Origin of the sequence: Streptomyces sp. NPDC017979, assembly GCF_044328175.1 — a bacterium.
Taxonomy (GTDB): domain Bacteria; phylum Actinomycetota; class Actinomycetes; order Streptomycetales; family Streptomycetaceae; genus Streptomyces.
Window position 1 is genome coordinate 1 of the sequence record NZ_JBIRGU010000013.1, and the last position, 22552, is coordinate 22552.

The window sequence follows — 22552 nt, forward strand, 5'->3', positions numbered from 1 at the left end:
TTCGGACCGAGGAGGGCGAACACCGACCCCGCCGGGATGGCCAGATCGATCCCGTCGAGCACGGACTTGTCCCCGTACGACTTGCGCAAACCGGTCGCGCAGACGGCGGGTGGATGAGGTGTCGTAGTCGTCATGCCGCAGAGGATGCGGCGGGGTGCCTTCAGCGCGGTTGCACCGCGGTTTCAGCACCGGGGCCGGCACCGCCCGATCCGTTCGACCGCTGAAACCTCCGCAGCTCAGCCGCGGCGGCGCGGCCTGCCGGAGCCGCGGCCGGAACCGCGGGGCGCCTTGCCGCCGCCCGTACCGCCCATACGGCCGCCGCTCGGGCCGGACCGCCGCTGCGACTGCTGCCCGCCCTTGGCGGCGCCACCGCCCTTGCCGCCCTTCGGGCTCTTCCCGGCCTTGGCCGGCTTCTTCGGCTCCTCCTCGGTGCGGCGCCCCCGGGTGCTGTTGACCGTGCGCCCGCGCACGATCCCGATGAAGTCCTCCACCAGGTCGGTCGTGGCTTCTTCGGGCCAGCACAGGGCGACGGAGGACTGCGGGGCGTCCACGACGGGTCGATAGGTGAGGTCCCTGCGGTGGTGCAACCGCGCCAGCGACTGGGGGACGACCAGCAGCCCGATGCCCGCCGCCACCAGTTCCACGGCGTCCGCCGTCGTCGCCGGGCGCTCCAGCGCGGGCCGCCCCGGCGGGGCCTCCCAGCCGAGGGCGTCGTCAAGGGGGTGCAGCACGATCTCGTCCGCGAGGTCCTCAACGGACACTTCGTCCACCGCCGCCACCAGGTGGTCCTTCGGCACGACCACCACGGTGGTCTCGGTGTAGAGCGGGATGGCGCTGAAGAACGTGCGGTCCACCGGTAGCCGTACGAGGCCGGCGTCCGCGCCGCCCTCGCGCAGCAGATCGGACGCCGCCGGGACGGTGACCTGGACCAGCTCCAGCGGGACGTCCGGCTGCCGCTCGCGCCAGATCCGCACCCACTTCGCCGGAGTCGCGCCCGGCACGTAGGCGAGGCGGAAGGCGGGGGAATCGGGGGCTGTCTCCGGGGCTGTCACGAGGCCAGATTACCGTGCGTGGTCAAAGGCCCGGGCGGCACTCGATATCCTTGGACGCATGACGTCGCGCCAGAGCACCCAGACCATGAAGCCCGCCACGGCGGCCAAGAAGCTGGGTGTGTACCTCGAAGCCACCCCCGCGGAGTTCCGGGAGGGCGTCGTCTCCCGCGACGAGCTGAACGCGCTCCAGGCCGACCCGCCCGCATGGCTGCGGGACCTGCGCCGCGAGGGCCCGCACCCGCGTCCGGTGGTCGCCGCCAAGCTCGGGATCTCCATCTCCGGCCTCGCCCGCGGCGGGGTCACCGAAGCGCTCACCACCGAGCAGATCGAGTCCCTGAAGCAGGAGAACCCGGACTGGCTGGTGCGCGAGCGCGCCACGCAGGCCGAGGTCCGCAAGGAGGCCGTGCGCCTCAAGGACAAGGAGAAGAACGCAGAGAAGTAGTCGGGCGACCGACACCGGCGAAGGGCCGCCGGGCGCATTCCGCGCCCGGCGGCCCTTCGGCCGTTCACTCAGCCCGCGACGCGTGCCATCCACTCCTCGACGTCGTCCGCCGACCGCGGCAGGCCGTCCGACAGGTTCTCGTGGCCGTCGTCGGTGACGAGGAGGTCGTCCTCGATCCGGACGCCGATGCCCCGCCACTCCTCGGGCACGGTGAGGTCGTCGGGCTGGAAGTACAGGCCGGGCTCGACGGTGAGGACCATGCCGGGCTCCAGCACGCCGTCCACGTACTCCTCGTTCCGGGCCCGGGCGCAGTCGTGGACGTCCAGCCCGAGCATGTGCCCCGTGCCGGCCATGGTGAAGCGGCGCTGGAGGCCGAGTTCGTACGCCCGGTCGGCCGGGCCCTCGATGAAGCCCCACTCGACCAGCCTGGTCGCCAGGTGGCGCTGGGCCGCCTCGTGGAAGTCGCGGTAGGCGGCGCCCGGCTTCACGGCGGCCATGCCCAGCTCCTGGGCCTCGTACACCGCGTCGTAGATCTTGCGCTGCACGGGCGTGAAGGTCCCGCTGATCGGCAGCGTGCGGGTGACGTCGGCGGTGTAGAGGGTGTGCGTCTCCACCCCGGCGTCGAGCAGGAGCAGCTCCCCCGGGCGCACCGGGCCGTCGTTGTTCGTCCAGTGCATGATCGTGGCGTGCTCGCCGGCGGCGCAGATCGTGCCGTAGCCGACGGCGTTGCCCTCCAGGCGCGCGCGGCGGAAGAACGTGCCCTCGATCCAGCGCTCGGACGAGGCGACGGCGCCCGAGAGCTCGCCGATCGCGTCGGTGAAGCCCCGCACGGTGGAGTCGACGGCCTTGCGGAGTTCCGCGACCTCCCAGTCGTCCTTGACGAGGCGGAGGTCGTCGAGCGCCTCCTTCAGTTCGGCGTCGCGCTCGTCGTCGGTCGTGACGGCGGCCTCCAGGGCCGGGTCGATGCCGCGGACGATGCGGGTCGGCGCTCCGGAGGCCGCCGCCAGGTCTTCGGCGGCGGTGCGGACGTCGCGGCAGGGCAGGCCGAGCACGCGCTCCGACTCGGCGAGGGAGCGGCGCCGGCCCATCCACAGCTCGGCGTGGGGGCCGGTCCAGAACTCCTGGTCGTCCCGGCCGTCCCGGGGCAGTTGGTAGCAGTACGCGTCGTGCCCGCCGTCCGCGCGCGGTTCGAGGACGAGGGCGCCGTCCCGGGCCTGGTCGCCGGTCATGTGCACGTAGCCCGAGTAGGGCCGGAACGGGTAGGTGTCGTCGTTCGAGCGGACCTTGAGGTTCCCCGAGGGGATCACCAGGCGCTCGCCCGGGAAGCGCTCGGAGAGCGCGGTGCGGCGGCGGGCCGCGTAAGGTGCCTGCTCGTCCGGTGCCAGATCGTGCCGCTCGGTGTCCGCCCACCCCGTGCGCATCAGGGCGGACAGTTCCTCGGAGATCCCTGAGTAGAGACCGTTCTTCCGGCCTTTCGCCACGTCGTACGCCTTCCCCTGGTGTGATGGGCACGGAACGGGGCAGCGAGGGGCCGCCGTCGTGCGGCCCGGACCTGCCTCGCCGCCGCCGGTCGTCGGCGGCCATCGGACGGTATCCCGCTCGGCACCCGCCGGGCGCCGAGCAGTGCCAGTGGCACCGATCGGCCAGGACTCGGGCCCGGGCGCCGGATAATGCGACGCATGACGAACGCGAAACTCGGCGATGCGCTGCGCGTGCTGGGGCTCGACGGAGCCGCGGCCCGGGTCTATCTCGCGCTCCTCGACGTCGCCCCCGCTCCGCTGGGTGCGGTCGCGGCGGCGACCGGTCTGGACGGCGCGGAGCTGGACGCCGCGTACGGTGCGCTGGTCGACGCCGGTCTGGCGAGTGCCGCGAAGGACGGCGGGGACGTGGTGGCCCCGGTGCCGCCGGCGGCCGGTCTGGAGATCCTCGCCCGGCACCGGGCGGCCGAGGTCGAGGAGTCGCGCATCGCGGTCGGGGGCGCCTTCGACTCGTTCCGGCGGCAGCGGCTCGCGGCCTACAACGACGATCTGGTGGAGGTCGTCACCGGCGACGCCATCGGACCCAGGATGCGGCAGGCGTGGGCGAGCGCGCGCGAGCAGATCCGGCAGTTCGAGTCGCCGCCGTACTTCCCGCTGTCGAGCGCCACGGACGACTCGCTGGCCACGCTCGCCCGCGGGGTGCGGCAGCGGGTCGTGTACTCGCGGGACTCGCTGGAGCACCCGGGGCACCTGAGGGACGTCATCGAGCCGTGCGTGCAGGCCGGCGAGCAGGCCAGGACGCTGCCGTCGGTGCCGGTCAAGCTCGTGATCATCGACGAGGCGTACGCGCTGGTTTCGCTGTCGATCGAGCAGGCCGACGTGCACAACACCATGCTGGTCGTGCAGCCGTGCGGTCTGCTGTCCGCGCTGGTGGCGCTCTTCGAGCTGTCGTGGCAGAGCGCCGTGCCGTTCCCGGGGCGTGCGGCGCGCCCGGGCGGTCTGCCGCCGGCCGACCGGCGCCTGCTGTGGCTCCTCGCGGGCGGCGCGGGCGACGACGTCATCGCCCGCGAGCTGGGGGTCAGCCGCCGCACCTTCTTCCGCCGGCTCCAGATCCTGATGGCCAGGGCTGGCGCCGCGAACCGCTTCCAACTGGCCTTGCAGGCGCAGCGCAGCGGATGGCTGTGACCGGGTTCACCGGCGCTGCCACTCCGCTGCGAGGAGTTCGTAGGAGCGCACCCGGTCGGCGTGGTCGTGCGTGATGGTGGTGACGATCAGCTCGTCGGCCGCGGTGGCTTCCTGGAGTTGTTCGAGCTGGTCGGCGACGCGCCCCGGGGAGCCGACGAACTGGGTCTCCACGCGGTCGGCGACCAGGGTCCGGTCCGCGTCGGTCCATCCGTCGGTGAGGGCGCGGGCCTGATCGGGGGTGGGGTACGGGATGGCGCCCTCGGCGGTGCGGATGCTGCGGACCCACGGGCCGTACCCGGTGGCCAGTTCCCTGGCGCTCTCGTCGTCCGGGGCCACGACGACGTCGGCGGAGACGCTGACGTAGGGCTTGTCGAGGTGCTCGGAGGGCTGGAACGCGGCACGGTAGCCCTCGGCGGCCTCCAGGACGGCGGCCGGGCTGACGTGGTAGTTGGCCGTGAAGCGCAGTCCGTTGCGGCCGGCGACGGCGGCGCTCTGCCCGCCGCTGCTGCCGAGGATCCACACCTGCACTCGGGCGCCTTCGCCCGGGACGGCGCGGGCTTCGGTCCCGTCCGCGGCGCGGTACTCGCCGCGCAGCAGCGCGAGCACGTCGTCCACCTGCTCGTCGTAGTCCTGCGGGCCGGCGCCTGGCAGGTGCAGCAGCCGCTGCTGGAGCCGGAAGCGGGGCGAGTTGAGCACGTGCTCGAAGGAGAACCGCGACGGGATCCTCAGCCCGTTGGGCGCGCGGCCGGCGACGACGGGGGACGTGGTCGGGCGGGCCTCGGTCGACCGTCCGCCGGGGCGGCCGCCGGAGCGGCCGAGGCCGAGGTCGAGCCGCCCGGGGTGCAGGGCGTCGATCAGCCCGAACTCCTCGACGGTGGACAGGGCGGTGCGGTGGCCGAGTTGCACGGCACCGGCGCCGATCCTGATCGTGGAGGTCGCGGCGGCGGTCAGGGCGAGGACGACGGCCGGCGACGACCCGGCCACGCCGGGGTTGAGGTGGTGCTCGGCGACCCAGTAGCGCGCGTAGCCGAACTCTTCGGCCCTTCGTGCGAGGTCGATGGTGTTGTGCAGGGCCCGTGCGGCGGTGGAGCCGGACGGGATCGGGACGAGGTCGAGGACCCCGAGGGGGATGGCGGACATGGTCGGGTGCTGCTCCTCAGCGGTCGACGGGGGCCGGTGCGGGTGCCGGCCCGGTGGTGGTCGGCGTGCGGACGGTGCGGCGGGCGGGTCCGTGCGCGACCGCGGTGCTCACGGGGCGCCGCGGCGCTTCACGGGGCGGCGGTCAGCAGGGCCTTACGGCTGTCGAGGACGTCGGAGAACTGGTCGACGACCTGGGCCAGGGCTTCGGCAGCGCTCTTGGCGACGGTCAGGGTGCCGTCGGGGCCGACCGCGATGTCCCTGTCGAGCGTGAACCAGCCCTGGACGACGTGGGCGGCGCCCATGGAGCTGAGCACGGGGCGCAGGGCGTAGTCGATGGCGAGGACGTGCGCCGTGGTCCCGCCGGTCGCCAGCGGCAGGACCGTCTTGCCGGCGAGGGCGTGCTGCGGCAGGAGGTCCAACAGGGACTTCAGCAACCCGGAGTAGGCGGCCTTGTAGACGGGCGTGCCGACCACGACGCCCTCGGCGCGGGCGAACAGCGCGATCGCGTCGACGATCGCCGGGTGCCCGAGGTCGGCGCCGAGCAGGGCGCCCGCGGGCAGGGTGCGGACGTCCAGGGAGGTCACCTCGTGTCCGTGGGCCGCGAGCCGCTGGTCGAGGTGGCGCAGCAGGCGTGCGGTGCGGGAGGTGGCGGAGGGGCTTCCGGAGACGGACAGGACGGTGGCCATGGTGAACCCTTCGGGTGCATGAGGCGGCGTGGGGCGGCGGGTGCGGGGCGGTGCGGCGCTTCCGGCCCCGCGGCCGCGCCGGCTACTTGTTGGTCTTGGGCAGTCCGGGCGGGTTGACCTCGGAGGCGGGGACGGCTTCGGCGGAGAGTCCCCAGCGCGCCAGGACTCGGCCGTACGTGCCGTTGCTGATGGTCTCGTTGAGCGCGGCGGCGAGCGGCTTTGCGAGTCCGCTGTCCTTCTTGGTGGTGGCGGCGATGAGTCCCTGGAGGGTGGCCCCGGCTCCGGAGTGGGTGCCGACGACCTCCGTCCTGCCGGTGGTGGCGGCGTGGTAGGCGGCGGTCGGGTGGGGGCCCAGGTAGAGGTCGATCCGGCCGGACTGCAGGGCCAGGTAGGTGTCGCTGTCGTTCTGGTAGTACTTGATGTCGACGGGTTTCAGGCCGGCTTTGACCGCCTCCCGGCTCCACTCCACGAGCAGCTTCTCCTGGTTGGTGCCGCTGCTCACCGCGACGGTCCGGCCGGCGACGTCCTTGGGTCCGGTCACCTTGAGGCCGCTGCCCTTGCGGGCCGCGAAGCCGAGGTTGTCCTCGCGGTAGCTGGCGAAGTCGTACTTCTCCTTGCGCTCTTCGGTGTCGGTGATGTTGCTGAAGCCGACGTCGTACTTGCCGCTGTCGATGCCGACGAAGACGTTCTCCCACGACACCGTGTTGACGTGCGGTTCGAGTCCCAGGACGCCGGCGACGAGGTGGGCGAGGTCGACCTCGACGCCGATGACGGTCTTGTTGTCGTTGGCGTAGAAGTTCAAGGGGGCCGCCGAGCCGGAGGAGTTGGCGATCTCCAGGGTGCCCCGCTCGCGGATCTCCTGCGGGACCTCGGCGGCTATGGCGTCGACCTTCGCCGCGGTGACGCGTCGTTGGTCGGGGCTCAGGTTGATCTTCGTGCCGGTGCCCTTGGTGGCGGCGACCTCGACCGTGCCGCCGTCGGAGGGGTTGCTGCACGCGGCGAGCGCGAGGGCGGCGGTCAGCCCCAGCGCGGCTGCGGCGGTGCGGCGGGCCTTCGAGCGGAACATGGGCCGTACTCCAAACTCGTGGGGAAGGGGGCGGGCGGGGCGCGTCACAGGACTTTGGCGAGGAAGGAGCGGGTGCGCTCGTGCCGCGGCCGGTCGAGCACGGCCGACGGCGGGCCCTGCTCGACGACGACGCCGCCGTCCAGGAAGACCACGGTGTCGGCGACCTCGCGGGCGAAGCCGATCTCGTGGGTCACCACGATCATGGTCGTGCCGGAGCGGGCCAGGTCCTTGATGACGTCGAGGACCTCGCCGACGAGTTCCGGGTCGAGCGCCGAGGTGGGTTCGTCGAAGAGCAGCACCTTCGGTTCCAGGGCGAGCGCCCGGGCGATGGCCACGCGCTGCTGCTGGCCGCCGGACAGGTGCCGCGGGTACGCGTCGGCCCGATCGGCGAGCCCGACCCGGGCCAGCAGCCGACGGGCGGCCTCCTCCGCCTCCCCGCGCCGACGGCGGAGCGCGGAGACGGGCGCCTCCACGAGGTTCGCCAGCACGGTCAGGTGCGGGAAGAGGTTGAAGTCCTGGAAGACGAAACCGATGTGGGTGCGCTGCTTGAGTACCTCCCGCTCCCGCAATTCGTGCAGCTTGCGGCCGGAGCGGCGGTAGCCGACGGTCTCGCCGTCGATGCTGATCCAGCCGCGGTCGACCTTCTCCAGGTGGTTGATGGTCCGCAGCAGGGTGGACTTGCCGGAGCCGGAGGGGCCGAGGACGACGGCGACCTCGCCGGCGTGGACCTGGAGGTCGACGCCGCGCAGCACCGGCACCGCGCCGAAGCTCTTGTGGACGCCGTGCACGTCCACCATCACCCGGTGGGCGGTGTCCGGGGCGTGCGCGTACGTCGTCGTCCCGCTCATCGGCCCGCTCCCGACTGCTTGAGCACGGTGACGGGCCGGTCGCGCTCGGCGGCCCGGGCGCGCAGGGTGCGGGCGAAGTGCCGGGCCCGCTGGATCGGGGTGGGCGGCGGGGTCCGGTCGGCGCCGCGGGCGAAGTGCCGTTCCACGTAGTACTGGCCGATCGACAGCAGGGAGGTGAGGACGACGTACCAGGCGGTGGCGACCAGCAGCAGCGGGATCACCCGGCCGTTGCGGCCGTAGACCACCTGCACTTGGTAGAACAGCTCCCCGATGGACATCACGTAGACCACCGACGTGCCCTTCAGCAGACCGATGATCTCGTTGCCCGCGGTGGGCAGGATGGCGCGCATGGCCTGGGGCAGCACGATCCGGCGGATCTGCCGCAGCCGGGGGATGCCGAGCGCCGCGGCCGCCTCCAACTGCCCGTGGTCGACGGCGACGACGCCGCCGCGGACGACCTCTGCGGCGTACGCCGCCTGGTGCAGGGTCAGTCCGATGACGGCGGCGCCGATGGTGCCGATCAGGCTGTTGCTGTCGACGGACCAGAAGACCGGGCCGAAGGGGATGCCGACGCCCAACCGTTCGTACAGGGCGCTGAGGTTGAACCAGAACACCAGTTGGACGATCACCGGGATGGCACGGAAGATCCAGATGTAGGTCCAGGCGACGGTCTGGAGCACCGGGTTGCGCGACAGCCGCATGAAGGCCAGGACCGTGCCCAGGAGGAAGCCGAGCACCGTGGCGTAGAGGGTGAGTTGGAGGGTGACCCAGACGGCTTGGAGGATCGTCTCGGACAGGAAGTACGCGCGGAAGACGTGCCACTCCCAGACGGGGTTGGTGGCCAGTCCGTGCAGGAGTTGGGCGATCACCACGACGGCCGCGGCGGCCGCGACCCAGCGGGCGTAGTGGCGGGCGGGGACGATGGTGAGGGCATCGGGTGCCGCGCCGTCGGGCGGGTCGGACCGGTCGGTCTGGTCGGGCGCCGGGGGCTCGATCGCAGGGGGCACGGCGGTGGCGCTCCGGGGCGTCCCGGTGCCGTGGACGCTCACAGGTCGGTTGCCCTTCTTTGGTGCGGTGCGGTCGACAGGTGCTTCTCGAAGGGCAGCGGGCCGATGGACTCCGGATCCGCCCCGGTGTCGAACAGGGGGGCGTATCCGGTCGTCAGGTACAGGCCGCGGGCCTCGGGCTGGCGCGGTCCGGTGGTCAGGTAGATCCGCTGGTATCCGCGGGCCTCGGCCTCGCGCTCCAACTCGGCGACGACGCGGCGGGCCAGGCCGCGCCGGCGGTGGGCGGAGTGCGTCCAGATCCGCTTCAACTCCGCCGTCGCCCCGTCGTACCGGCGGAAGGCGCCGCCCGCGACGGGCTCGTCGCCTTCCAGGAGGAGGAGCAGGACGCCGCCGTACGGGGCGGTGAACTCTTCGTCGGGGTAGCGGGCGAGTTCTCCGTGGGCGTCCTTGCCGTAGCGCGTCGAGTACTCCTCGCCGAGTTCGCGCAGCAGGGGCTTCGCCCTGGGGTCGGAGACGGACACGTGGATGACGGTCGGGGCGGCCGATGTCGGCGGCGGGGGCGGTGCGGGCGAGGTCCCCGGTGCGGCGGAGGTCATCGGGTCACCGCCGCGGGGGCGGGCGCAGCGTGTGATGCCGGCTTGGCGTCGGGGTGGGCGCCGCGTACGGCATCAGGGTCGGCATCGCGCTCGGAGTCCCGTTCGGCGTCCCGTTCGGCGTCCCGTTCGGCGTCCCGTTTCGCGACCTCCTCGCGGACGATCGGAATCACGTGCCGACCGAAGTCGATCGCGTCGCCCAGCAGGTCGTAGCCGCGGGCGGAGAGGACGTCGACGCCGAGGTCGTAGTAGTCCAGCAGCGCCTGGGCGACCGTCTCCGGGGTGCCGACCAGGGCGTTGGAGTTGCCCGCACCACCGGTGGCGGCGGCCGTCGGGGTCCACAGTGCGCGGTCGTAGCGCTCCCCCGCCTCGGCGATGGCGATCAGCCGCTGCGAGCCCGTGTTCTCCGGTTGGACCTGCCCGTGGTGCCTGATGAACGCCCCGCTCCGTTCCCTGCGGTCCTTGATCGCGGCCACCGTGCGGTGGGCCTTCTCCCAGGCCAACTCTTCGGTCGGGGCGATGATCGGGCGGAACGCCACCTGGATGCGGGGCACGTCGGTGCGGCCTGCGGCCCGGGCGGCGGCCTTCACCGCTTCGATCTGCTCGGCCGTCTTCGCCAGGGGCTCGCCCCACAGGCAGTAGACGTCGGCCTCGGCGCCGCCCGCGGCGTACGCGGCGGGTGACGAGCCGCCGAACGACACGCCCGGGCGCGGCTGTTGGAAGGGGAACACGTCGCTGAGGAAGTCGTGGAAGCGGTAGTGCTCGCCCTCGTGGTCGAAGGGCTCCCGGGCGGTCCAGACCTTCTTGACGATCCGGATGTACTCGCGGGTGCGGGCGTAGCGCTCGTCCTTGGTGAGGGTGTCGCCCTCGCGGGCCTGCTCGTGGTCGTTGCCGCCGGTGATGAAGTGCACCGTCAGCCGGCCCTCGCTGATCTGGTCCAACGTGGCGAAGGTCTTCGCGGCGAAGGTCGGGTACGACACGTTCGGCCGGTGGGCCAGCAGGATCTGGAGGCGCTCCGACCTGCTCGCGACGTACGCGGCGGCCGGCGCGGGGTCCGGCGATCCGGAGCCGTAGGCGAACAGCACCCGGTCCCAGCCGTGGTCCTCGTGGGCCCGGGCGAGGCGGAGCGTGTACTCCTTGTCGAAGGCGGCGCCGGAGCGCGCGGTCGTTTCGGATCCGTCGTTGGTGGCGGCGATGCCGAGGAACTCCACTGGCATGGGAGATGCCTTTCTGCAGCCTGCTGCCCTCGCGCCGGGAAGGCACCGGGGCGCGGCGGAGCGCCCGTGGTGCAGCCGGGCGTCAGGGCGCTGCCGGGGGCTGCGAATCACGTGGTGGTCGGGTGTGCTGACGCCGTGGGGTGGGGTGGGTCAGGCTCGGCCGGGGCCGTCCGTACGCGGTTCGGGCGCGTGCCCACGGCGAGACGCGGCGAAGCCGCGAGGAGGGAGGTGCGGGGAAGGCGACCCGGCCCGCAAGAGGGCTACCGGGAAGGGATAAGGGCCGGTCAGACGGCCCGTTGCCGCATCAGGCGCAACACGCAGCGGACCACACGCGACCGAAGTCGATGTGGTCACGGGTGACCAAGTGCCGCTCGGCGTTCATGTGACTCATTGAGCCGTACAACGTGACTCCCGTCAACCACGGCCCGGATGGTGGACCGGAGTTGAGCGGTTCGTCCGCCCATCCAGGTCCGATGGCACCACCGCCACCAAGTCGGCATCAAAAACCTTGCATAATGGCGCCACTGATGTGCCATCATGGCATCACTGGAGGGTGCGTCCACCTGCTTCGCAGGCCGAGGGGCACACGTTTCCGGCAGAAGCCGATCAAAGGGGTGGGGTCATGGAGCCAGCGCAGAGCCAGCAACGGACGGCACCCGGCGCCGTCTCGGCCTTCGCCCGCTTCGTGGTCTGCGGCGGCGGGGTGGGGCTCGCTTCCAGCTTCGCCGTGGCGGCCCTCACGGCGTGGCTGCCCTGGGCCCTGGCCAACGCCCTGGTCACAGTGGCCGGCACGCTCCTGGCCACCGAACTGCACGCCCGGTTCACCTTCGGCGCAGGCGGACGGGCGACATGGCGTCAGCACGCGCAGTCGGCCGGGTCAGCGGCTGCGGCGTACGTCGTGACGTGCGTGGCGATGTTCCTGCTCCAGCAGTTGGTGGCGACGCCGGGGGCGGTGCTGGAGCAGGTCGTCTATCTGTCGGCCTCCGCGCTCGCCGGCATCGGGCGGTTCGCGGTGCTGCGGCTCGTCGTCTTCGCCCGGGAGCGTTCGCGGGTCCCGGCCGCGCCCCGCGCCTCGGCCCCGACCGGCCGCGCGGCGCTGTGCCGCGCGGCCTGACCGGGCCGGCCGGGAGGGGTCAGCGCTGGGCCGGATCCGTGGCGATCACGCTGTACGGGTACGGCAGCGGCTGGTCGCCGGCCTTGGTCAGCAGCTCCGCGTCGGCCGGGTCGAGGTCGACGTCGGCCGCGCCGAGGACGTTGTCGAGCTGGTCGAGGGTGCGGGCACCGACGATCGGGGCGGTGACGGCGGGCCGGCCGCCGAGCCAGGCGACGGCGACCTGAGCGGGCGTCAGCCCGCTGCGCTCGGCCACCTCGAACAGGGCGTCCAGGACCCGCCAGGTGCGCTCGTCCTGGTACGCGCTCCAGGACTCGCCCCAGCCGAGCCGCTCGGCCGTCTCCACCCGACTGCCGGCCGGCGGGGCGGTGGCGCCGCGCCGGATCGACCCGCTGAGCCAGCCGCCGCGCAGCGGGCTCCACGGAATGACGCCGAGCCCTTCCTGCCGGGCCACCTCGATCAGCTCCCACTCCGTGGAGCGGTCCAGCAGGTTGTACAGCGGCTGGAGGGTCGCGAACCGCTCCCACCCGTGCAGCCGGCTGAGGTCCAGCGCCTTCTGGAGCTGCCAGCCGGTGAAGTTGCTGGCCCCCAGGTAGCGGACCTTGCCGGACTTCACCAGGGTGTCCAGCGTGGCGAGGGTCTCCTCCAGCGGCGTCGCGGGGTCCCACGCGTGCACCTGGTACAGGTCGATGTGATCGGTGCCGAGCCGGCGCAGGCTGGCCTCCACGCCGGAGATCACGTGATTGCGCCCGAGCCCGCGGTCGTTGGGGCTGTCGCCGGTGCCGTAGCGGACCTTGGTGGCGATGACGACGTCGTCACGCCGGCGCCCCTTGAGCCACTTGCCGATGATCTCCTCGGAGGCGCCGGCCGAGTAGATGTCGGCGGTGTCGACGAAGTTCCCGCCCGCCTCGACGAAGCGGTCCAAGATGGCGTGCGACTCCTCTTCGGCGCTCTCCCGCCCGAACGTCATGGCCCCCAGGCACAGTTCACTTACCACGAGTCCGGTTGATCCCAGGAAGCGGTGACGCATCTCAAGTCCCTCTCGATCGTACGGCGTTGCGGCACGGACCGATGAAGACCTGTGGGGGTGCACGGTCCGGGGCCGGGGTCATCTCGTGGACGCAGCGACCGGGCGGGCCCAGGTCGCGGAACCCGTGCGTGTGCACGCGCGCGCCAAGCCCGGCAGGCGCCCAGATCAGCGTCACCCTTGCACACCCGGACGCGGATGCCGAGAGATTTTTGGCCTACGGTCTGGCTCATCGACCCACGGTCGCGAGGACGTCGTGGCCCAGCCTCCGGATGACGTCCGTGGCCAGGCGGTGGCGCACCAGCTTGCCGTCGCGGGTCGAGCGGACCAGGCCCGCTTCGCGCAGCACGCGCAGGCTGCGGGAGACCTGCGGTTCCGTGGAGCCCAGGCGGTGGGCCAGTTCCGAGGTGGTGATGGGCTCGCCCAGCAGGTGGCGGCAGAGCTCCATCCGGGCGGGCGAGGTCAGGGCCATCAGGCGCTGGTGGAGATCGCGCACGGTGAGTTGTTCGTCGGGGGTGGTGCCGCGTGCCGCGTAGTGGACCACGACGCACGAAGGGTGCTCGTTCTTCACCGTCAGATGGGGCCACACCCGGGCGGACGGGACGAGGACCAGCGGGCGGGGAGCGACCCTGACTTCGTGGTTCTGGAGCTTGTCCAGCCGGATCCGCTCGCCCGGGCCGACCCGGACCGCCGTCGGAAGCAGGTCGGTGAGCACGTCCACGGGGGCGCGGACGGCCAGTCGGCGGCGGACCTCCCGGGCGTGGTCCTCCAGGAGCGGGCGGAGGGTGCGCCAGTCGTCGGCGAAGAAGGCGGTGTCCGCGGCACGGAGGGCCCCTAGCAGTCGGTCCCGCAGCTCCAGCGGGGCGGCGACCAACTGTCGGGCCAGCTCGCCGCGGGCGTAGGAGCGGCGCTGGCAGCGGCGGACGTACTCCTGCGCGGCGGCGGTGCCGGGGCGCAGTTCGCCGGCGGGCGGCACCGGCTGCGCGGTGGTGCCGAGGACTCCCGGGGCCACCAGGCCCAGGAAGTCCCCGGCGTCCAGCCGTGCCAGCGCCGTCAGCTCCTCCCCCAGGTCCTCGGCGAGCGGGAGCCCGCGGGGGAAGAACAGCCGGCAGCGGAAGCGCGCCCACAGCGGGGCGAAGAGGAGCAGCTCGTCGCGGAGGGCGGGGTCCGCGACGGCGCGGGCCGTCCAACCCGCGGCCTCCGGGTGGTGCTCGGGTTCGGCGAGCACGTGCAGGCTCGCCATCAGTTCTGCCAGGGCGGAGGGGGCGACCACGAGGTCCGTGGGGCCGAGCCCGCCGAGGTCGAGGACGATGCTCACGCCGTCAGGGTACGGCGGGCCTCATCGCACGGGCGCGCCCGGGCCGAGCGGAATGCCCAGCGCGTACCAGAGGAAGAAGAGCGCGGTCCACACCGCGAGCATGATCATGGCGACGGGCAGGGTGAAGGAGACCAGGGTCCCGATGCCGGCCTTGCGGCGCAGGGTCTGGAGGTAGCCGACGCAGAGCATGAAGGAGGTGCTCATGGGCGTGATGGAGTTCGTGCAGGAGTCGGCGATGCGGTACAGCGCCATGGTGGTGGCCGGGTTGGTGCCCAGCAGCATCAGCATCGGCACCAGGGCCGGGGCGACCAGGCTCCACAGCGCGGAGCCCGAGGTGATCACCAGGTTCAGCAGCGCGATCGCGACGATCAGCAGGGAGAACAACAGCAGCGTGGGGGCGCCGAGCCCCTTGAGGAAGTCCGCGCCCTCGACGGCGACGACGGTGGCGATGCCGGTCCACTTGAACAGGGCCAGGAACTGGGAGACGGCGAAGAAGAGCACCAGCAGCGGGGCGATGGAGCGCACGCCCTCCGCCATGAACTGCGGGATCGCCCGGCTGCCCTTGATCTGGCCGGTGAGCCACCCGTACACGGCACCGATGAAGAGGAAGAAGGCGGTGAGGAAGACGGCGATGGAGTTCATGAAGGTGGACTCGACGATCGCGCCGCCCTCGCCGCGCAGCGGCGACGCGGTGGGCAGCATCGCCAGCACGATCAGCGCGGCGTAGCCGAGGACGGCCAGCCCGGTCAGCTTCAGCGCGCGCAGTTCGGTGGCGTCGTCCACCTGGGCCGCGACGACCTGCCGCGCCGCGGCGGCCTCCAGGTCGGGGTCCGGGGTCAGGTGGTGCTCGCGCTTGGCGAGGACCTTGTCCACGACCAGGGCGATGGTGGCGGCGAGGACGAACGCCGAGACGGTCGTGAAGTACATGTTGTCCGTGGGGCGTACCACCGCCTCCTTGTCGATGAGCTGCGCGGCCTCAGTGGCGACCGAGGCGAACAGCGCGTCGCCGGGCGCGATCAGCGGATTGGCGTCGCCGGCGGCGTTGATGGAGACGAACGCGACGATCATGCCGAGCATGGGGGAACGTCCCACGGCACGGAAGGCGACCGCCCCGAGCGGGATGAGCACCACGTACGCGGAGTCGGAGAGGAACTTGCCGAGCACGCCGCCGAGGGCCACGCCCAGGACGACCGTGCGCGGGGACAGCCCCGACAGCATCCGGCGGGCCAGCGCCTCGAAGAGCCCGGAGCGCTCGGCGACCGCGACGCCGAGCATCACCATCAGCACGGTGCCGAGCGGGCCGAAGGTGACGAAGGACTCCTCGGCACCGGTGATCAGGTCCCGTACCGCGTCGCTCGACAGGGCGCTGCGCACTCCGACGAGGTCCCCGGACGAGGGGTCCTCGACCTTCAGCCCGGACGCGTTCAGGGCCCAGCTCGCGACGGCGACGACGCCGCCGAGTATCCAGAACAGCCAGAACGGGTGGGGCAGTGCGTTGCCCGCACGTTCGATCACGTCGAGGAAGCGGGAGCCGCGGCCCTCCTCTCCGGACCCGCCGGGAGGCGCTTCGGGGGCGGGCTGGACGGGTGTGCTCATGGCGGTGCTCCTCGGGAGGCGGTACGGGGACAGGGCGCGGCCACGCCGCGAGCGGTACGGGAAGGAACCCGGTGCACGCACGATCCGCCGTGCCGGCAGGCGGGGCGTTCCCGGGATGCGGTGCACAGTAGGTCCCGCGTCCTGTCCCGTCACCGTCCGACGGAACAGTTGACCTGATGAGGTCAAGTGATCGCCATGACCTGGGCCACTGCCTAGCGTCACGGTCGTGACCTCGTACGACACCTCCGCCGCCGCCCGTCCCGAACCCCTCGCGGGTGGTGCCCTGTGGCGCCGTGCCCTCGCCGTCCCCGTGCGGGACGGCGTGCACCTCGCCGCCGACCTGTACTCGGCATCGGCCGAGCCGGACGCGACCCCGCTGCCGGTGCTCCTGGAGCGCACGCCCTACGGGCGGCGCGCGGCCCGCGTGTCGGACCAGGACCGGGCGGGCGCCCCGGTGCCGTCACCGGAGGAGACCGCCCGGCACTTCACCGACGCCGGCTACCACGTCGTACGGCAGGACTGCCGGGGCCGCGGCGACTCCGAAGGCTCCTTCGTGAAGTACCTGGGCGAGGGGCCCGACGGGGCGGACACCATCGCCTGGCTCGTGGCCCAGCCGTGGTGCGACGGCCGGGTGGTGATGACGGGGGTGTCGTACTCGGCGCACTGCCAGTCGGCCGCCGCAGCCGAGAGGGCGCCGGGGCTGGCCGCCATGTTCCAGGATTCGGGCGGCTTCTCGTCCGCGTACGACGCGGGCATGCGGATGGGCGGCGCGTTCGAGTTGAAGCAGGTGACGTGGGCGGTGCGGCACGCGGCGCGGAGCCCGGAGGCGGCGGCCGACCCGGTGCTGTCGGAGGCGCTGGCGCGGGTGGACGTGGCGGGGTGGTTCGGTGCGCTGCCGTGGCGGCCCGGGTGCAGTCCCCTGCGGCACCTGCCCGTCTACGAGGACTTCCTGCTGGAGCAGTGGCGGCAGGACGCCTTCGGGGACTACTACCGCAATCCGGCGCTGTACGGGCGGGGCTTCTACGAGCGGTTCCCGGACGCACCCAGCCTGCACCTGGGCAGTTGGTACGACCCCTACGTCCGCTCCACCATCGAGAACTTCACGGCGCTGCGCGAGCTGAAGTCGGCGCCGTCCTACCTGGTGATGGGCCCGTGGACGCACGGCCACCGCTGCGAGACGCACGCCGGGGACGTGGACTTCGGTCCGCGGGCGACGCTGGACGGCAACCTCGCGCCCTCGTACCTGGAGTTCCGGCGGCGCTGGTTCGACCGGGCGCTCGGACGGGTGGCCCCCGATGACGCCGCCGGCGCGGCCGGGAGCGGAGACCTTCCGGCCGTCCAGTACTTCCTGATGGGCGGCGGCGACGGGCGGCGGGACGCCGCCGGGCGGATGCGGCACGGCGGCGAGTGGCGCACGGACGGCCAGTGGCCGCCGGCGGCGACGGCCCCCGTCGACCTGTACCTGACCGCAGACGGCCTGCTCACCACCGGCCCGCCCGCCGCGGAGACCTCGTCGGTCACGTACGACTTCGACCCGCGCGACCCGGTCCCCACCCTGGGGGGCCAGGTCACTTCGGGCGAGCCGGTGATGGCGGGCGGGGCGTACGACCAGAACGCCCCGGACGCCCGGGTGCACGGAGCACGCGAACCGTTCCTCCCGCTGGACGCCCGACCGGACGTGATCAGTCTGAGCACCCCGCCGCTGCGGCACGACGTGGTGCTGGCCGGTCCGGTGTCGGCGCGGCTGCACGTCTCCAGCACGGCGCTGGACACCGACTTCACCATCAAGCTGATCGACGTCCATCCGCCCAACGAGGACTATCCGCACGGCTTCGCCGTCAACCTCACCGACGGCATCCTGCGCTGCCGCTTCCGCGACTCCTTCGAGGAACCGGCGCCGCTGGTGCCCGGCGAGGTGTACGAGATCGAGGTCACCGCACCCGACACGGCGAACCGGTTCGCCGCCGGGCACCGCATCCGGCTCGACGTCTCCTCCAGCAACTTCCCGCGCTTCGACGTGAACTCCAACACCGGCGAGCCGGAGGCGGCGGCGCGCCGCACTGTCGTGGCCACGAACACGGTGCACATGGGCGCGGCGCGCCCCTCCCGGCTGCGGGTGTGGGTGGAGGGCGGAACGAAGTCGCTCCGCCAGCTCCACTTGGCCGGGTCCGGCAAGTAGCCCCGCCCGCCCGAAGCGGGGAGCCTGCCGGGGGTGGCCACGGGTCGCGCACTGAGGACAAGTGGTCGGAGTCTGCGTCGCGGGACTTGCCGAAGTGCCGGACCACGTACGGCACTCGGTTCCGTCCGGCTTTGTGTCTGCGGAGGATCGTGTCGCAACTGGCGCTCAAGCCCACTACTGGGGGCATCGTCAAACGGAACGGGGGCTCTACCCCCTACTCCTCTGTCTCCTCGGCGGACGCTGACCAGATCTCTTCCAGCAGTTCCGGGTAGTGCTCGCCGTAGGTGTTGACCGCGTGCCACACCGCGTCCAGTGCCGCCTTGAGCGGGGCGGGCTCGGCGGCGGCGAGCACTGCGGGGAGAGCGAAGTGGGGCTGTGAGATCTGTTCGGGGGCGCGGGGCGTGCCGGTGGCGTGGACCTCCACGGCCGCGGTGCGCCTCACTTCTGCGGGCGGCGTCGGCCTCTCGTCGCTGGACGCCGTCGGTACGAGTGCGCCCAGTGCTCGGCCCAGGCCAGGCCGATGTGGTCCGTCGTTTCCAAGCTCAGCATCCGGGGCCCATGTCCACTCCGCCCCCGGAGTCGTCGGCGGGTGGTATGGCGCTCGCTCGGGAGGTGTCGCCCGGCGCACCGACCGCCCCGGGACGCTGGGGTCGGAGCGCAGGGTCTCCCACATGCGGGCCGTGTCGTCGAACGGCGGCGGGAGCGGACGTTCCTCCGCCAACTCGGTGAGCGCCTCGGCGACCCACAGCACATCGGTCAGGCCCGCCACTTCGCAGGCCCGCCGCGCTGCCAGTAGTGCCACTGCACGCTGGACTTCGGGGCCTGCAGCATCGAGGGCGTGCACCAGGTCGCTGTCGAAGCGGAGCAGACCGAGGACGTTGCTCTCGCGGGCACCGCGCAGCCCTTCGCTCGGTAGCCGTCCGCCCCACTCCCACTGCTCGCGGTGCAGTCGCTGCTCTTCGGCGGCCTGTTGCTCCGCCTGGTGGGCGAGGTGTTCGGCCTCGGCGCGTTGCTCGGGGGTGGGTGGGGGCGGGAGTTCGCGGGCGTAGCGGTGCCAGTACGCGGCGTTGTGCGAGGTCTGGCGGATCATGTGGTCGGGGCTGGGTGGGGCGGGCCAGAACTGCAGGAGGTAGCGCTCTGCTCGTGGTTCCCTGGGGCCGGTGGTGTCGAGTTCCCGACCTTCGTCCATTCCTTGGGCGCAGTACCGCACCCGGTAGTCGGTCAGGATGAGGTCGAGGTTCCACGCGGCCTCGCCCGCCCACTGCACCAAACTGGTGCGTTCCGACATCGGTCGGAAGGACACCTCGACCACGTCCTGCCAATCTGAGTGCAGGAGAGGTGCTTCGTCATGGATCTCCACGCTGAAGTCGACGTCGCCTGTGTGCAGTGCGGTGACCAGCCAGAGCGTGCCCGGGACCGCGGCCCCGCACAATCCGACGCTCTGGCCTGCGAATGCCTCGGAGAGGTCTGGGTTCGTGTTGTCCGGATCGCTGTGGACGTAGATCTGTCCGTAGTGAACGTGCACCTTGCCTGTGACCGGCTTACGCACAACACACCCCTGTCGTCCAGGACGGCCTCGGGAGTTCGTCGGGCAGGCCGTCACATGCCCGTCATCATGGTGCAAGCCACTGACAACAGGGCCGGCGCCGCCGCGAGGCTGGGCACATGACCGGCATCGAGCCGCGGCCCGCCGGGCGGGGCACGTACGGCTGATCGAGCGGGGTTGGGACCCGTGTGGGGGGCGGCCTTGAGCACCTCCAGGGCGTCGACGGTGGCGGCGGGCCAGGGGCCGACGGGTGCGGGCGGTGCAGGCAGGACGGCGCAGCAGGCTGGTGAGCGAAGGCTCGGCGGGTGGTGGCGAGCGCTGGTGCAGGGCGACGGCGGGGGCCGCCCAGCCGGCCAACGGCAGGGCGGCGGTGGTCAACGAGAGGGTGCGCTGGCCGATCCGGCCCTGAACGCGCAGGAAGGGCGACATACTTGAGCTCTCGGTCTCGTCTGGTTTGGGTTGGGTGGACCCGGGGCGTCCGCCGTGTTCCGGTCGCCGTGTGGGCCCGGCGCAACTGACGCGGGCCGTCGGGGCGCACATGGAGGTAGTGGGTCCACTACGGCCGAGGCCATGAGATGGGCGTCGGCCGGACAGTGTGAAGCGAAGGAGGTGTTCCTGACGTGTCGTGGAGATGGGTGATCACGGGTGCGGTCGCAGTGGGGGCCGCGTTTGGTGTGATGCAGGCGAAGAGAGTGCTGGGCAACCCCTTCGCACGGGCGGAGAAGGAACTGGACAAGCGGGATCGGACGCTGCGCGAGGAGCTCCCCGACACCGTGGCGCTCCGGCACCGGGCCCACTACCTGAGCGAGATCGGGGACCTGGCCGGCGCCGTGGAAGTCTCCGAGCAGTTGCTCGCCGACCGGGTGCGGGTGCTGGGCGAAGACCACCCTCAGGTCCTCACCACTCGGCTCAACCTGGCCAACTTGCGTGGCAGGGCGGGGGACGCGGCTGGTGCCGCCGAGGCGTTGGAACGGTTGGTGCTCGACATGGAGCGGGTGCACGGAGCCGACTTCATCTACACCGTCTTGTCCCAGCGCGACGCCGTCCGCTGGCGCGAGGAAGCGGACCGGGACAGCCGGGGCTCCGCGTGACGACAGCGGCGCCGGAGCAAACGGCGCCAGGTCGTCGCCGACGATCACCCCAGGGTTGGTGGGCATCTGAAGTCCGCCCAGGGGCTCGGGGGTGGGGCCCGGCGGGATCCTTCAGACGGGCTCCGGGTCCGTAGCGCCCGGTCAACCGGCGACCGCGGGCCTCGTGGCGTGATCGTTCAAGACCTCCGCCCCCGGCCGGCCCTACCGTTCCGCAGGAGCGGGAGGAAGGGGCGGTCATGGAGGAGTACGCGAGTGCCAGGTTGCTGGAGCTCGTCCAGCGGGCGCTGGCGGCCGAGGGAATCCATGCCGTGGCGCCCGCCGGCGACGGCGCGCTGCTGCCGCTCGCGGCGAAGCGGGTCTTCCTGCGGGACGTCGCGCGTGACCACGGGCTGCTGCCCCTGCTGCGCGTCGGCGCCATGCTGCCGGTGGCCTCGTCCGATCCCGCGGTCGCCGCGCTGCTGAGCGCCGTCGACCCGTACGACTTGTTCGAGCGGTGGCAGCGGCTGGAGCAGTTCACGCACTCCCGGCACCGCGTGGTGGTCCGGGAACGCGGTGCGGGGCGGCTCGTCGCCGACCACGTAGGACCTGCCGCGGCGCCGCCCCACCCCGCCGAGGACACCCTCGTCCTCGGCGTGCTGACGGCGCTGTTGCCGCTGTGCGGTGCGCGGGACGTCACGGTCACCGCGGGCCGCGAAGCCCCGGTCACCGTGTTCGCGGCCGGCGGATACCCCGCGCCCCCGCCCCCGGCGGACAGCGCACGGTGGTGCTTCACCTGGTCCCGCACGGAGCCTCCGGCAGGCGCCCGTGCGGAGGAAGCCGGTCGGGACGAGGCCGTGCGCACAAGACGGCTGTTCGCCGCCGACCCCGCGCGGCGCTGGACCCTCGGCTGCCTCGCGGCGGAACTGGGGATGCCCGCGCGGAGCCTCCAGCGCCGGCTCGCCGCAGCGGGCGGCTTCAGCGGACTGCTGGGCACGGTGCGCGCCCGGGCCGCCGCCGAGCTCCTGATGGCCGGCGAACACCCGGTCAGCGTCATCGGCTTCGTCTGCGGCTACGCGGACCAGCCCCACTTCACCCGCCACTTCAAGGCGCGCACCGCCATGACGCCCGCGGTGTACCGCTCGGTGTTCCAGCGGCCCTCCCCCGGCGGACGGGAGAGCCACCCCCACGAACCGACGAAGAGAAGGTCTCCATGAACCTCACCGGCAGAACGGTCCTCGTCACGGGCGCGACCCGCGGCGTCGGCCGGGCCCTCACCCGGCGGCTGACCGGGCTCGACGCCCGCGTGGTGGCCGTGGGCCGGGACCGCGGCGGGCTCGCCGACCTCACGGCCGAGTACGGCGAGCGGGTGTCGACCGAGGAACTGGACCTCGCGGACCCGACGGCCGTCGACGCCTTCGCCGACGCGCTCCCCGACCGGCACCCCGAGGTCTCCGTCGTCGTCAACAACGCCGGCGTGCAGCACCTCAGCGACTTCCTGACCGCGGACCCGCGCGCGATCCGACCGGTGCTGCGCCGGGAGTTGGCCGTCAACCTGGACGCCGTCATCACGCTGTCCACCGGCCTGCTCCCGCACCTCGCCAACCAGCCCGCCGCGGCGATCGTGAACATCAGCAGCGGTCTGGCGGTCGCGCCGAAAGCTTCGGCGCCGGTGTACTGCGCGGCGAAGTCGGCGGTGCGGACCTTCACCCGGTCCCTGCGCTACCAGTGCGAGGACGCGGCGCCCCACGTCCGGGTGGTGGACGCGGTGCTCCCGCTCGTCGACACCGACATGACCGCGGGCCGCGGCCGGGGCAAGATCAGCCCGGCCGAGGTGGCGCGGGCGGTGGTCGAGGGGATCGCCCGGGACCGTGCGGAGATCTACGTCGGCCGGGCCCGGCTCCTGCCCGGCCTGATGCGGGTCGCACCCTCGCTCGCCCACCGGGCCCTGCGCCATGGTTGACGCCCCGACCGACGCGCTCCCCCAACCCGGA

20 protein-coding genes and 1 pseudogene are annotated in these 22552 nt (G+C 72.6%); 7 read left to right on the forward strand and 14 right to left on the reverse strand.

Annotation, left to right across the window (positions count from 1 at the left end):
- Both ACH4E8_RS27625 and ACH4E8_RS27630 read right to left on the reverse strand, forming a co-directional pair.
- A pseudogene (locus tag ACH4E8_RS27625) lies at positions 1 to 134 on the reverse strand (ABC transporter); the annotation flags it as partial.
- Positions 135 to 236: 102 nt separating this feature from the next.
- Positions 237 to 1052, reverse strand: coding sequence for a LysR family substrate-binding domain-containing protein (locus ACH4E8_RS27630; RefSeq protein WP_398453033.1), 816 nt, complete (start codon positions 1050 to 1052; stop codon positions 237 to 239).
- A 58-nt stretch (positions 1053 to 1110) separates the two neighbouring features.
- Between ACH4E8_RS27630 and ACH4E8_RS27635 the strand changes: the two genes are divergently transcribed.
- Positions 1111 to 1494: a DUF5997 family protein gene (locus tag ACH4E8_RS27635; RefSeq protein ID WP_398453035.1), complete on the forward strand. Its 384-nt coding sequence runs from the start codon at positions 1111 to 1113 to the stop codon at positions 1492 to 1494.
- 68 nt (positions 1495 to 1562) lie between these two features.
- Here ACH4E8_RS27635 and ACH4E8_RS27640 read toward each other — a convergent pair whose 3' ends face one another.
- Positions 1563 to 2975 (reverse strand): aminopeptidase P family protein, encoded by a 1413-nt coding sequence (locus tag ACH4E8_RS27640; RefSeq protein WP_398453038.1) that lies wholly within the window; start codon positions 2973 to 2975, stop codon positions 1563 to 1565.
- 198 nt (positions 2976 to 3173) lie between these two features.
- Between ACH4E8_RS27640 and ACH4E8_RS27645 the strand changes: the two genes are divergently transcribed.
- The gene (locus tag ACH4E8_RS27645; protein ID WP_398453039.1) at positions 3174 to 4157 is read left to right on the forward strand and encodes a LuxR family transcriptional regulator; all 984 of its coding nucleotides are present in this window, start codon (positions 3174 to 3176) and stop codon (positions 4155 to 4157) included.
- Between the two features lie 6 nt (positions 4158 to 4163).
- Here the strand turns inward: ACH4E8_RS27645 and ACH4E8_RS27650 are convergent, their stop codons facing one another.
- The 7 genes from ACH4E8_RS27650 to ACH4E8_RS27680 all read right to left on the reverse strand — a co-directional run bounded on the left by ACH4E8_RS27650 (position 4164) and on the right by ACH4E8_RS27680 (position 10714).
- On the reverse strand, positions 4164 to 5297 hold the full coding sequence (locus tag ACH4E8_RS27650) for an LLM class flavin-dependent oxidoreductase (RefSeq protein ID WP_398453041.1): 1134 nt from the start codon (positions 5295 to 5297) through the stop codon (positions 4164 to 4166).
- A gap of 128 nt (positions 5298 to 5425) precedes the next feature.
- On the reverse strand, positions 5426 to 5983 hold the full coding sequence (ssuE, locus tag ACH4E8_RS27655) for an NADPH-dependent FMN reductase (RefSeq protein WP_398453043.1): 558 nt from the start codon (positions 5981 to 5983) through the stop codon (positions 5426 to 5428).
- Positions 5984 to 6065: 82 nt separating this feature from the next.
- Positions 6066 to 7049 carry an ABC transporter substrate-binding protein gene (locus tag ACH4E8_RS27660; protein ID WP_398453046.1) on the reverse strand — a complete coding sequence of 328 codons (984 nt, stop codon included), beginning with the start codon at positions 7047 to 7049 and terminating at the stop codon, positions 6066 to 6068.
- Positions 7050 to 7093: 44 nt separating this feature from the next.
- Positions 7094 to 7897: an amino acid ABC transporter ATP-binding protein gene (locus ACH4E8_RS27665; protein WP_398453049.1), complete on the reverse strand. Its 804-nt coding sequence runs from the start codon at positions 7895 to 7897 to the stop codon at positions 7094 to 7096.
- The gene (locus ACH4E8_RS27670) at positions 7894 to 8946 is read right to left on the reverse strand and encodes an amino acid ABC transporter permease (RefSeq protein ID WP_398453051.1); all 1053 of its coding nucleotides are present in this window, start codon (positions 8944 to 8946) and stop codon (positions 7894 to 7896) included. The genes ACH4E8_RS27665 and ACH4E8_RS27670 overlap by 4 nt, the downstream gene beginning before the upstream one ends.
- A complete protein-coding gene (locus ACH4E8_RS27675; protein WP_398453053.1) occupies positions 8943 to 9500 on the reverse strand; it encodes a GNAT family N-acetyltransferase in 558 nt (185 codons plus the stop codon). Before ACH4E8_RS27675 ends, ACH4E8_RS27670 begins: the two co-directional genes overlap by 4 nt.
- Positions 9497 to 10714, reverse strand: coding sequence for an LLM class flavin-dependent oxidoreductase (locus ACH4E8_RS27680; protein WP_398453055.1), 1218 nt, complete (start codon positions 10712 to 10714; stop codon positions 9497 to 9499). The genes ACH4E8_RS27675 and ACH4E8_RS27680 overlap by 4 nt, the downstream gene beginning before the upstream one ends.
- Before the next feature lie 622 nt (positions 10715 to 11336).
- Between ACH4E8_RS27680 and ACH4E8_RS27685 the strand changes: the two genes are divergently transcribed.
- The gene (locus tag ACH4E8_RS27685; protein ID WP_398453058.1) at positions 11337 to 11828 is read left to right on the forward strand and encodes a hypothetical protein; all 492 of its coding nucleotides are present in this window, start codon (positions 11337 to 11339) and stop codon (positions 11826 to 11828) included.
- A gap of 19 nt (positions 11829 to 11847) precedes the next feature.
- Here the strand turns inward: ACH4E8_RS27685 and ACH4E8_RS27690 are convergent, their stop codons facing one another.
- From ACH4E8_RS27690 to ACH4E8_RS27700, 3 genes are all read right to left on the reverse strand, one after another.
- Entirely contained in the window at positions 11848 to 12855 is a 1008-nt protein-coding gene (locus ACH4E8_RS27690) for an aldo/keto reductase (RefSeq protein WP_398453061.1), read from the reverse strand.
- Positions 12856 to 13081: 226 nt separating this feature from the next.
- Positions 13082 to 14170: a DUF5937 family protein gene (locus tag ACH4E8_RS27695; RefSeq protein WP_398453063.1), complete on the reverse strand. Its 1089-nt coding sequence runs from the start codon at positions 14168 to 14170 to the stop codon at positions 13082 to 13084.
- A gap of 21 nt (positions 14171 to 14191) precedes the next feature.
- Positions 14192 to 15766: an AbgT family transporter gene (locus ACH4E8_RS27700; RefSeq protein ID WP_398453064.1), complete on the reverse strand. Its 1575-nt coding sequence runs from the start codon at positions 15764 to 15766 to the stop codon at positions 14192 to 14194.
- 226 nt (positions 15767 to 15992) lie between these two features.
- Here ACH4E8_RS27700 and ACH4E8_RS27705 point away from each other — a divergent pair, with 226 nt between their 5' ends.
- Positions 15993 to 17945, forward strand: a complete 1953-nt coding sequence (locus ACH4E8_RS27705) for a CocE/NonD family hydrolase (protein ID WP_398453066.1) — start codon at positions 15993 to 15995, stop codon at positions 17943 to 17945.
- Between the two features lie 214 nt (positions 17946 to 18159).
- Here the strand turns inward: ACH4E8_RS27705 and ACH4E8_RS27710 are convergent, their stop codons facing one another.
- A complete protein-coding gene (locus ACH4E8_RS27710; RefSeq protein WP_398453068.1) occupies positions 18160 to 19494 on the reverse strand; it encodes a hypothetical protein in 1335 nt (444 codons plus the stop codon).
- A gap of 674 nt (positions 19495 to 20168) precedes the next feature.
- Here ACH4E8_RS27710 and ACH4E8_RS27715 point away from each other — a divergent pair.
- The 3 genes from ACH4E8_RS27715 (at position 20169) to ACH4E8_RS27725 (ending at position 22521) form a co-directional block, all read left to right on the forward strand.
- Positions 20169 to 20582, forward strand: coding sequence for a tetratricopeptide repeat protein (locus ACH4E8_RS27715; RefSeq protein ID WP_398453070.1), 414 nt, complete (start codon positions 20169 to 20171; stop codon positions 20580 to 20582).
- A gap of 236 nt (positions 20583 to 20818) precedes the next feature.
- Positions 20819 to 21775: a helix-turn-helix transcriptional regulator gene (locus ACH4E8_RS27720; RefSeq protein WP_398453073.1), complete on the forward strand. Its 957-nt coding sequence runs from the start codon at positions 20819 to 20821 to the stop codon at positions 21773 to 21775.
- On the forward strand, positions 21772 to 22521 hold the full coding sequence (locus ACH4E8_RS27725) for an SDR family oxidoreductase (protein ID WP_398453075.1): 750 nt from the start codon (positions 21772 to 21774) through the stop codon (positions 22519 to 22521). Before ACH4E8_RS27720 ends, ACH4E8_RS27725 begins: the two co-directional genes overlap by 4 nt.
- Positions 22522 to 22552 lie beyond the last annotated feature (31 nt).

Bases quoted from the DNA above. Each gene is read 5' to 3' on its own strand.
- ACH4E8_RS27685 (WP_398453058.1), top strand. From the start codon at position 11,337: ATGGAGCCAGCGCAGAGCCAGCAACGGACGGCACCCGGCGCCGTCTCG.
- ACH4E8_RS27720 (WP_398453073.1), top strand. From the start codon at position 20,819: ATGGAGGAGTACGCGAGTGCCAGGTTGCTGGAGCTCGTCCAGCGGGCG.
- ACH4E8_RS27690 (WP_398453061.1), bottom strand. From the start codon at position 12,855: ATGCGTCACCGCTTCCTGGGATCAACCGGACTCGTGGTAAGTGAACTG.
- ACH4E8_RS27680 (WP_398453055.1), bottom strand. From the start codon at position 10,714: ATGCCAGTGGAGTTCCTCGGCATCGCCGCCACCAACGACGGATCCGAA.
- ACH4E8_RS27700 (WP_398453064.1), bottom strand. From the start codon at position 15,766: ATGAGCACACCCGTCCAGCCCGCCCCCGAAGCGCCTCCCGGCGGGTCC.
- ACH4E8_RS27650 (WP_398453041.1), bottom strand. From the start codon at position 5,297: ATGTCCGCCATCCCCCTCGGGGTCCTCGACCTCGTCCCGATCCCGTCC.
- ACH4E8_RS27675 (WP_398453053.1), bottom strand. From the start codon at position 9,500: ATGACCTCCGCCGCACCGGGGACCTCGCCCGCACCGCCCCCGCCGCCG.
- ACH4E8_RS27645 (WP_398453039.1), top strand. From the start codon at position 3,174: ATGACGAACGCGAAACTCGGCGATGCGCTGCGCGTGCTGGGGCTCGAC.
- ACH4E8_RS27660 (WP_398453046.1), bottom strand. From the start codon at position 7,049: ATGTTCCGCTCGAAGGCCCGCCGCACCGCCGCAGCCGCGCTGGGGCTG.
- ACH4E8_RS27665 (WP_398453049.1), bottom strand. From the start codon at position 7,897: ATGAGCGGGACGACGACGTACGCGCACGCCCCGGACACCGCCCACCGG.
- ACH4E8_RS27725 (WP_398453075.1), top strand. From the start codon at position 21,772: ATGAACCTCACCGGCAGAACGGTCCTCGTCACGGGCGCGACCCGCGGC.
- ACH4E8_RS27635 (WP_398453035.1), top strand. From the start codon at position 1,111: ATGACGTCGCGCCAGAGCACCCAGACCATGAAGCCCGCCACGGCGGCC.
- ssuE (WP_398453043.1), bottom strand. From the start codon at position 5,983: ATGGCCACCGTCCTGTCCGTCTCCGGAAGCCCCTCCGCCACCTCCCGC.
- ACH4E8_RS27715 (WP_398453070.1), top strand. From the start codon at position 20,169: ATGCAGGCGAAGAGAGTGCTGGGCAACCCCTTCGCACGGGCGGAGAAG.